The organism is Peptostreptococcus sp. MV1 (genome assembly GCF_000758885.1).
Classification (GTDB): domain Bacteria; phylum Bacillota; class Clostridia; order Peptostreptococcales; family Peptostreptococcaceae; genus Peptostreptococcus.
In genome coordinates this window covers 1-8,936 of sequence record NZ_JRNB01000070.1, presented here as the reverse complement: position 1 = coordinate 8,936, position 8,936 = coordinate 1, and the positions used below count along the sequence as shown (strand labels likewise).

General features: G+C 40.8%; 7 protein-coding genes. All 7 read right to left on the bottom strand.

Annotation, left to right across the window (positions count from 1 at the left end; genetic code table 11):
• Window positions 1-163: 163 nt before the first annotated feature.
• The 7 genes from HMPREF1639_RS05630 to HMPREF1639_RS05600 all read right to left on the bottom strand — a co-directional run bounded on the left by HMPREF1639_RS05630 (window position 164) and on the right by HMPREF1639_RS05600 (window position 8,827).
• A complete protein-coding gene (locus HMPREF1639_RS05630; protein WP_036764292.1) occupies window positions 164-2,137 on the bottom strand; it encodes a C39 family peptidase in 1,974 nt (657 codons plus the stop codon).
• Window positions 2,138-2,235: 98 nt separating this feature from the next.
• Window positions 2,236-2,661, bottom strand: coding sequence for an RrF2 family transcriptional regulator (locus HMPREF1639_RS05625; RefSeq protein WP_036764290.1), 426 nt, complete (start codon window positions 2,659-2,661; stop codon window positions 2,236-2,238).
• Between the two features lie 37 nt (window positions 2,662-2,698).
• A complete protein-coding gene (locus HMPREF1639_RS05620; protein ID WP_036764289.1) occupies window positions 2,699-4,438 on the bottom strand; it encodes an ABC transporter ATP-binding protein in 1,740 nt (579 codons plus the stop codon).
• Window positions 4,431-5,204 carry a TatD family hydrolase gene (locus HMPREF1639_RS05615; protein ID WP_036764287.1) on the bottom strand — a complete coding sequence of 258 codons (774 nt, stop codon included), beginning with the start codon at window positions 5,202-5,204 and terminating at the stop codon, window positions 4,431-4,433. Before HMPREF1639_RS05615 ends, HMPREF1639_RS05620 begins: the two co-directional genes overlap by 8 nt.
• Before the next feature lie 15 nt (window positions 5,205-5,219).
• A complete protein-coding gene (locus HMPREF1639_RS05610) occupies window positions 5,220-5,744 on the bottom strand; it encodes a transcription repressor NadR (protein ID WP_036764285.1) in 525 nt (174 codons plus the stop codon).
• 220 nt (window positions 5,745-5,964) lie between these two features.
• Window positions 5,965-7,833, bottom strand: coding sequence for a hypothetical protein (locus HMPREF1639_RS05605; protein ID WP_036764283.1), 1,869 nt, complete (start codon window positions 7,831-7,833; stop codon window positions 5,965-5,967).
• 82 nt (window positions 7,834-7,915) lie between these two features.
• Window positions 7,916-8,827 carry an AAA family ATPase gene (locus HMPREF1639_RS05600; RefSeq protein WP_036764281.1) on the bottom strand — a complete coding sequence of 304 codons (912 nt, stop codon included), beginning with the start codon at window positions 8,825-8,827 and terminating at the stop codon, window positions 7,916-7,918.
• Window positions 8,828-8,936 lie beyond the last annotated feature (109 nt).

Genomic DNA, 8,936 nt, shown 5'->3' with positions numbered 1-8,936 from the left:
ATTTAATAGATTTTATTGATTTAAATTATCACCAACGTTATTTGACATAGAACCATTATATTAGGTGTCTCTCTTTCTTGGATTGATATTAAATTTATTTATGTTTCTTTCCTTATTAGCTCTTATGTATTACAGACTATTAGTCAGCATCTAGAATTACTAACTAGTCTATATCCTGTATAATACTGGCATCATTATTATCAGAAGTTTTTTCACTATTAGTCTTTGACGAACCAGTGGCCTTGTCTGTAGACCTATCAGAATCAGACCTAGAGCTTGAACTTGATGAAGAGCTAGCATCCCCCTTTGAGTTCACTCCCCAAATCTTTCTTATCTCATTTTTCAATTCATCAAATGTCCAAGTCTTGTTGGTATTGACGATACTATTAGGGTCATTAATCAGGAAGTCACCGTTCTTGTTGTAACCCTTGATTACAATTATATGTCCCCTCTCAGTGAATATACCCGGCTTGACACTGACTATTAGGAGCTTGCCGTCATCTATAGCCTTCTTCATCTTGGCCTCAACTGGTATTACATCCTGAGACTCTAGACCAAACTTGGCCAAACCTGTCTCAAACAACTTCCAACTAGTAAAGTTGTCAGATGACACATAGCCATTGTCTTGACTATACTTGGCTACATCATATGGGTTGACTCCAGATTCAGAATCAAAGTGCCTAATTACCATAGCTAGGGATGTAGGTCCACAACCTGTCAAACCTATCATTTCCTTGCCATAAGCCCTGTAGCCCCATCTTCTATCCCACTGTAGGAATAGGGGTACACCTCCATCTACATAATAGCTTGAATTGATATCTCTAGATAGCTTCCTATTATTATACTTATCCTTATCCTTGTAGCTATAGACAAAGTCCACAGTTTCATGGTTCCTAGCGACTAGGTCTATCATATTGTCAGGATATGAATCTATATTTTTAATTATATAGTCCAACCTCTCTGCCTCTTGGTTGTTCAACTTGCCCTTTATAGCCTCAAGCTTCTTGATTTTTTCTTCCTTGCTCAAAGTCTTAGGCTTCTTGTCTTCAGTAGCAGGCTTCTTGTCGCTTGCTGCTGGCTTGACCTTTTGACTAGTAGTCTGAGTCTGGTTTGTGGATGGCTTGGATACCCTATTCTTGAACATGTCTATACCTGTAGCCACTATTACTGCCAGCAAGACAATACCTATTAGCAAGATTCCAACCCTCTTGAAGTTGATCCTCTCAGCATTTTTCTTGGCGTTGTTCTTGTATACATCCACCCTAGACTTATAGGCACTATTTGGATTGCTAGTAGTAGTGTCCTTCCTGTTCTCCTTGGCCCTCTTCCTAGCCTGCTTCCTCTCGGCCCTAGTCATCCTAGATGTTTCTTCCTTGGCATCTTGCCTACGCCTCTTTATCAGCTCTTCTATTTCATTTTCCTTGGCCCTGACCTCATCTTCCAGGCTGGCAGGTCTAGGTCTCTTCCTAGTCTGCTTGACCCTAGCTAGACGCTCTGTTGGCCTATCATCTTCCTGCTTGTTCAAGGCCTCTATTATATCTTCAATCTTCTTTGTCTTAAACTCATCATCTCCTGCTTCACCTATCGAGCCCCACTGAGAATCCTTTGTCTGATCCAGTTCTGACCCAAGAGACTGACCTTGATCCTTTGAATTGCTCCTACTTGGCCTATCAAAGTCAGAATACTCCTTATAGATTTCCACACCTGACTTGTCCATATTGGCCCTCTCTCTGGCCTTTTGCTTGATATAATTAGGGTCATCAAGAGCCTGTCCTAGCCTTGAAGCTTCCTTCTCCCTCTTCAACCTCTCCAGACTCTCTATCCTATCATAGGACTGGGCCATGGTATGGTTGACCACTGGACTTGATTTTTGGATGGCTATCTGCTTTTCATTTAGCATAGCCTGCTTCCTCTTCTTAGCATTTTTTTCAGCCTCTTCTGGACTAAGCTCCCTAACTACAGGCTGTCCCAGCTTATTTATATCATCTTCCTTATCGTCTTTATGGATTTTTTTCAGGCTATTCTCTTCGTATACCCTATCCTTCTTACTCAAATCTTCATATATATTCGCATATTTGTTATCTACTTTTTTATTGTTACCCTTAAAAGTATACTTTGTTTCATTCTTTGAAGCCATAACTTGCCTCCCTTCATAGAGCATATATAATCTATTATACCATATTTATACAAATACCACCATTCTATAAGCTTAATATTTATACAAATACCAGCCTCCTATAACTTCAACTCCTTTATTTGTCCCAGCCTATCCTCGACATCACAAAGTTTGATAGTTTCCAGAAGTTTGACACATTCCTCATTCATCCTAGAGAACATTTCATCCACATACTGGGCCATGCCACTACAAATAGAACAGTCAGAGTTCATATCACCAGAATGCCACTTAGACTCTATAATCGGCACAGATACAGCATCATATATCTGCTTTAAATTTATATTTTCCCCGCCATCGACCACCATATAGCCACCATTGACACCAGCCTTGGTAGTCACCAGGCCATACCTCTTACACTTGGCCATGACCTTCCTAATCCTGACAGGGTTGGTACACAGGTTTGTAGACAACTCTTCGCTTGATTTTGACACACCAGTATGCATCAAAAAGACCAGAGAGTGCAAAGCTATAATAAATTCACTCATGATAAACTCCTTCTAACTAAAAATATAAATCAAAAGCCTACTGACCAGCCTTAGTATATAAATTATAATAATAAGCTTTATTTTTCATTAATTCTTCATGGTTGCCCTTTTCAACTATACCATCAGCAGTCATGACAACTATTAGGTCTGCATTTTGAATAGTAGTCAACCTGTGGGCAATAGTAATAGTAGTCCTACCCTTTGATAGGACCTCCAGTGATTCTTGAATAACAGCCTCACTGTTGTTGTCAAGGGCAGAAGTAGCCTCATCCAAAATTAAAATCGGTGGATTCTTCAAAAATACCCTAGCTATGGATATTCTCTGCTTCTGACCACCTGACAGCTTGACACCCCTCTCACCAACATAGGTATCAAAACCGTGCTCCAACTCCATAATAAAGTCATAGGCAGATGCCAGCCTAGCAGCTTCTACCACCTCTTGCTCTGTGGCATTAGGCTTACCGTACCTGATATTTTCCATAATAGTTCCTGAGAACAAGTATACCTCCTGCTGGACTATACCTATATTATTCCTCAAAGAATGCATGGTAAAGTCCTTGATATTCTTACCATCTATATATATTCCTCCCCTAGTCACATCATAAAATCTAGGTATCAGGGCACACACAGTAGTCTTGCCCCCACCAGAAGGACCCACTAGGGCTATATTTTTACCCGCATGTATATCTAGGTTAAAATTATCCAAGACATAGTCAAGCTTCTTGTTGTATCTAAATGACACATCCCTAAACTCTATATCCCCCTGAACATCAGTCAGGTCAACAGCATTAGGCGAGTCGACAATCTCCGCCTCAATAGACATGATTTCATTGAACCTCTCTATACCAGTCATACCCTTTTGAAACTGCTCAGTAAACTCTATAATCCTCTTGACAGTCATAAGTAGGGTAGATACATACATTATGTAGGCCAGCATATCGCCAGGCACCAACCTGCCCTTCATCATCTGGTAGCCACCAAAGACTATCACGATAAAGTACATCAGGCCGTCAATACTCCTGTTGACCGTATTAAAGCCAGCCATAGACTTGTAGTAGAGCTTCTTGATAGATAGGAACTTGTGGTTGTCGTGTTCAAACTTCTCCAACTCTATATCCTCATTGGCAAAGCTCTTAACCACCTTGATACCCAAGATACTATCCTCAATACTAGAATTCAGATCACCAACATGAACCCTCTGCTTCTTCTGTTCCCTTCTCATCCTGTTCTTGAACCTGCTAGAACTAATAAACATGACAGGTATCATGACATAGACAGCCAGAGTCAAAGGCATATTTATATTAAATAGGATAACAAAAGATATACATATCTTGATAAAACCTATAAAATATTCTTCAGGACAATGGTGGGCAAACTCAGTTATATCAAATAAGTCATTAGTCATCCTAGACATAATCTGACCTACCTTGGTCTCATTATAAAAATTATCAGACAGTGTCTGCAAATGCCTATAGACATCAGACCTCATATCCGTCTCAATCTTGGCCCCCATAATATGACCAATAGACGCCATATAATAGACAGCCACTAGCTCAACACACTTAATAAGAACAAAAAGGACAGCCATCCTAGTTATCAAATTGACAGTCAAAGAACTAGCATCAGCTATACCCAAATTCGTCATATACCTCAATATAAGTGGCAAGACCATCTCAGATGCAGTCGTCAAGCCAGCACACAAGAGGTCAATAAACAAAATATTCCTATACCTATTAAAATAGGGTGTCACACTCTTAATCAAAGCAATATTATTCATAAAAATCCTTTCCCAACAATCTCTCAGAATTGGCAGTCAAGGAATCGGACATGATATCAAAAGACACCTGCTTGATATCAGCCAACTCCCCTATCACAGCCTCCAAGATATTTCTCAAATTATTAATATCAAACTCCTTCTTGAAGAGCCATTCAAGGGCATCCACCCCATCAGTCTCCAACAAAATCCTATCCATAGGTAAGAGCTTGACCATATTCCTCACATTCTCATCTAAAAAAATCGCCGGACCCACAGTAAAGTAACAACCCAAGTCAATAAATTCCCTCACATACTTATCACAGCTATACCAATGTATCACCATATCCAGATTATAATCCTTCAATATATTATAAATCCTAGCCTCCATCATCTTGGTATGGAGAATCACAGACTTATTGTACTTCTTGGCTAGGTCTAGACTCATGACAAAGGCCCTCTCCTGGTCATCAAAGGGCGTATCACACCAGCAAGCATCCATACCAATCTCACCAATCAGGTCAGCACCACCTATCAAGTCCTCATAAGAAGACCCGAACTGCTGGTCGACAATATCAGCATCAAAGGGATGAATCCCTAGACTATAATAAATCCTGCCATCAAAATAAGGCCTTGCCTTCAAAAATACATCCCTATCAGCCATCAACCTCAAATATTCATTACTACTTTGGCAATTAATCACCGGCACTATATCATGGTCATAATAAGCCTCAAGAACCTCCAAACTAGAAATGTGCGTATGAAAATCGTATATTTTTTTCCTAACCATAGCAGCCACCACTATCTAGACATCAGAAGCCACCAAGAAACCCGCCTTGGCCAACATATCTTCTATATAATCAAGATCTTCCTCACTATCAGCCTCAACAGTATGAAAATGCAGGTTGTCATTAGTCAATAAGCTCAAAGGCCTATTACCATCCAGATCCATCTTGTCCATAAACATAGACACCTGCCTCCTATTAGATATATTTAGCTCAGCCCTCAAGTCACCATATACAGGATGGTTGACAATTACATCCAAAAGACTACCACCAGCATCCACTATAATATTTAGCTCCTCAAGAGTCCCAGACATATCATGACTCACCTTGAATAACCTACTAGGCCTAGACGGAATATTCGACTCCAATATATACCCCCTATTAGTAGACACTATATCTATATTAGAAGCCCTCAAAAGAGCCACATCAGCCACTATAACCTGCCTACTCACACCGAACTTGACAGCCATATCAGCAGCAGAAATAGGCCTTTCAGACGACCTCAACAATTCAAACACATCATTTCTTCTATCACTTGCCTTCAATGCTAACACCTCCCAATAACATATGAATATCCACCATTATAGCATGTATACAGACATATAAGCAATAGTATCAAAATAGATTACAGTTATAAACTTTAAACTTTGAACAAAAATAGAGGCCAGACCAAGTAAAACCCAGTCTAACCTCTATGATACTACTTTTTAGCCAACAAGTTTCTAATCTCTGACAACAAGTCTAATCAAACACCACATCACCTATCTAGTCCAATATATCATCTAGGTAAAAGCCTATCAGCTTAGAAAACCTATCATAATTCTTGATATAGGCAAAATCCCTACCAAAGATCTTCTTCTCTACATCTAGATCTTCCTCTTGGCCAGTAAAAATACCCAGAACATGCTTGCCCCTCAGCTTCATATTAAAGACCTCCTGGGCAGTATCCCTAATAGCCAAATCATCCACATAGTCTTGACCATCAACCTCAAAAAATCCCTTGGTACCCAGATTTATCTTGTCATTAGGCTTGCCATCACTCAGAACTATCATAACCTTCTTGTCATAGTCGCCGGCATCCATCATCTTGGCAACCAGACTCAGGGCCAGACCATCCCTATTGCTACCACTCGCCTTGTAGTCAAATATCTTAGAATTCTTGGATGCAGGGTCACTATAGTCCCTGTACTCATTGACCACCAAAAAATTAAAAAAGTTGCTAAATGACAAGACCCTAGTAGGTATATTGAGAGAAGTCAAGGCCTCAGCAATAATATAGGCCTGGGCAGCCACCTGACCCTCACGCTCCATTTGAGAGGCAGACGCATCCAAGACAATATCCACTGATATAGAGGTCATCTCCCTCTTGTCCACCTTGGCAAAAATTTTATCCTCATTAAAGACCTTATTCCTCCAAATCCTAGACACTACTAAACTGCCAGAACTAGCATACTCCATCTCCTCATCATCATCAAAGACCAGCTTCTTCTTTAATATTTCCCTTAGCTCATTAGCCGACCTCCTAAAGACCAGCTCATTGTCTCTATAATACTCCAAGTTAGACTCAGCCTGGGCCTTGATAGACTTGGCATAGTAGGCATTGTCCCTATTAATATTAAAATCACCCCTAGTAAAATGAAGCTTGATACCCTTGTGGATACCCCTACACAGGTCAGACTCCAGACTAGAAACCACATGACCTGGCAAGACAGACTTGCCAAACCTATCAGCAATCATCTTGGCTATAGTATCGTTGGACCTAGCCAGACTAGGACTAACCGGACTCTCATTCCTATCCAAGACCAATTCATCAATATCTATCCCCTTGGTAAACTCCGCCGACTCAATAGTCATATCAGAATCTATATCCTGACCCTCCTTGAGAAACTTCTTCCTCATAGCCAACCTAAGCCTAGACTGCTTTGGAGTCTCAATATCCTTTCTCTGATCACCAGCCCTAGAACCATCTTTGCTAGAATCCGGACCATCAAAGCTATGGGCCTGAGATAGGTCCATCCTAGTATTTACGAAAAAGAACTTCAAAAAAGCCCCATTGAGGTTTTTAATAATCTCCTCACTGGTCCTAGCACTATTTCTAGCCCGCATATAGTCCACCAGGTCCACAATAAGGGGAGAAATCCCCAGACTGACAGGGTCTACAAATATACCAGCTATCCTAGCATAATATACATAGGCAAGCGCCTGACTAGTATCATAAAAGGCTCTGGCTGGGACACCATCCATTTCCTTACTAGCCTGACCACCACTTCCAGTGGATTGGTCTTGGTCGAAAGTTCCTAGCCCCCTGGCCAGAATCTTGTCCAAAAAAGCCTCCCTATAATCTCCAGCCCCCGGCCTCAACCTAATCAAGTCACCAGCCAGACAATCATCAAAATATATCTCACACAGCTTCAAAAACTCCTCTTTTAGCTTGGTCTTGTTGTAATGTACATACAAAAACTCCAAAAAAGCCTCCATATCCATAACCTTGTAGACATAGCCCAGAACCAACATCTTGTAGTAGTCCATCTCCTCATCACCATAAGAATCAAAGAGCTCCAAGATAGGCTTGAAAGAATAGTCCTCAGACACAGTCCAGACCGTATTTTCCCTTCTTAATCTATCATCATTCATATCTAACCTTCCTCAAACACATCCTTAGCAACAATATCTATATCGACAATAGGCCGACTCCAATATCACCCTCTAGCGAAAACTATCCCAAGAAGATATCCTTGCTGTCCAGACTCCTAGGAAATAGGGATGCCACCACATCAGCCACTATCTCCCTCTCATAGACATCAAAGGTCTTGTTCACCAGACCCATATCAAGTGCAGACTTGACATCCAGTCCCTTCCTCATAGTCTCAATAGCAGCAAACAACCCCCTCAGGTCTATAGGCTTGGAAGAAATCTCAGCATTCAAGGACTTCAACTGAAGGTCCATAAATAGTTTGACAAACAAATCCCTGTAATCCTCTCTCAGCTTGAACTCATCAGCCAAGATCATCTTGAGATTGTCCTCACTAATAGTAGGCATATCCACCACCAAGAACCTAGATACCAAGGCCTCATTTAACTCCTTGGTTCCAATATAACCATAGTTCATAGTCCCAATAAACCTAGTCGCCTCATGGAGTCTAATCTTGTCATAACCCGGAACATCAATAATACGCCTGTGGTCTAAGGCAGAATAAATCACAGCCAAAGACTCATTTTTAGCCATATTAATCTCATCAAAGACAGCAAAACCACCAGCTTGAGCAGCCATATATACAGGCCCCTTCCTCAGAACCACCTCATTATTGACAAAGGTATCAACCCCCAAAAGACTGGCAGCATCTGAATTAATATTCATAGACATATTCCACATAGGCCTAGAAAATAGCCTAGCCAAATTATCTGCTAGAACATTCTTGCCCGTAGCCTTAGGCCCTGACAATAGGACATTATAGCCAGCCAATATACCAGCTATCAACTTTGACCATACCTGCCCCCCATAATATAAATATCTAGGCTGAGGAACCCTATCCAAATAGGCATCATCCAACTTATAATAGTTCCTAAAGTCCTCAACCTCATCCAACAAACTGCTAGGAACACCCTGTTCCAACAAAAACTCTCTCATCTATATCCTCCTTACTTGTTCACATATATAATAATCAATATCACCAATATTATACCCAATCGAGTAGGGAGGACTTTCTCCTCCCTCTCACACCACGGAGCGTGCCGTT

Coding starts and splice junctions, on each gene's coding strand:
- HMPREF1639_RS05620 (WP_036764289.1), bottom strand. CDS start 4,438: ATGAATAATATTGCTTTGATTAAGAGTGTGACACCCTATTTTAATAGG.
- HMPREF1639_RS05615 (WP_036764287.1), bottom strand. CDS start 5,204: ATGGTTAGGAAAAAAATATACGATTTTCATACGCACATTTCTAGTTTG.
- HMPREF1639_RS05630 (WP_036764292.1), bottom strand. CDS start 2,137: ATGGCTTCAAAGAATGAAACAAAGTATACTTTTAAGGGTAACAATAAA.
- HMPREF1639_RS05600 (WP_036764281.1), bottom strand. CDS start 8,827: ATGAGAGAGTTTTTGTTGGAACAGGGTGTTCCTAGCAGTTTGTTGGAT.
- HMPREF1639_RS05605 (WP_036764283.1), bottom strand. CDS start 7,833: ATGAATGATGATAGATTAAGAAGGGAAAATACGGTCTGGACTGTGTCT.
- HMPREF1639_RS05625 (WP_036764290.1), bottom strand. CDS start 2,661: ATGAGTGAATTTATTATAGCTTTGCACTCTCTGGTCTTTTTGATGCAT.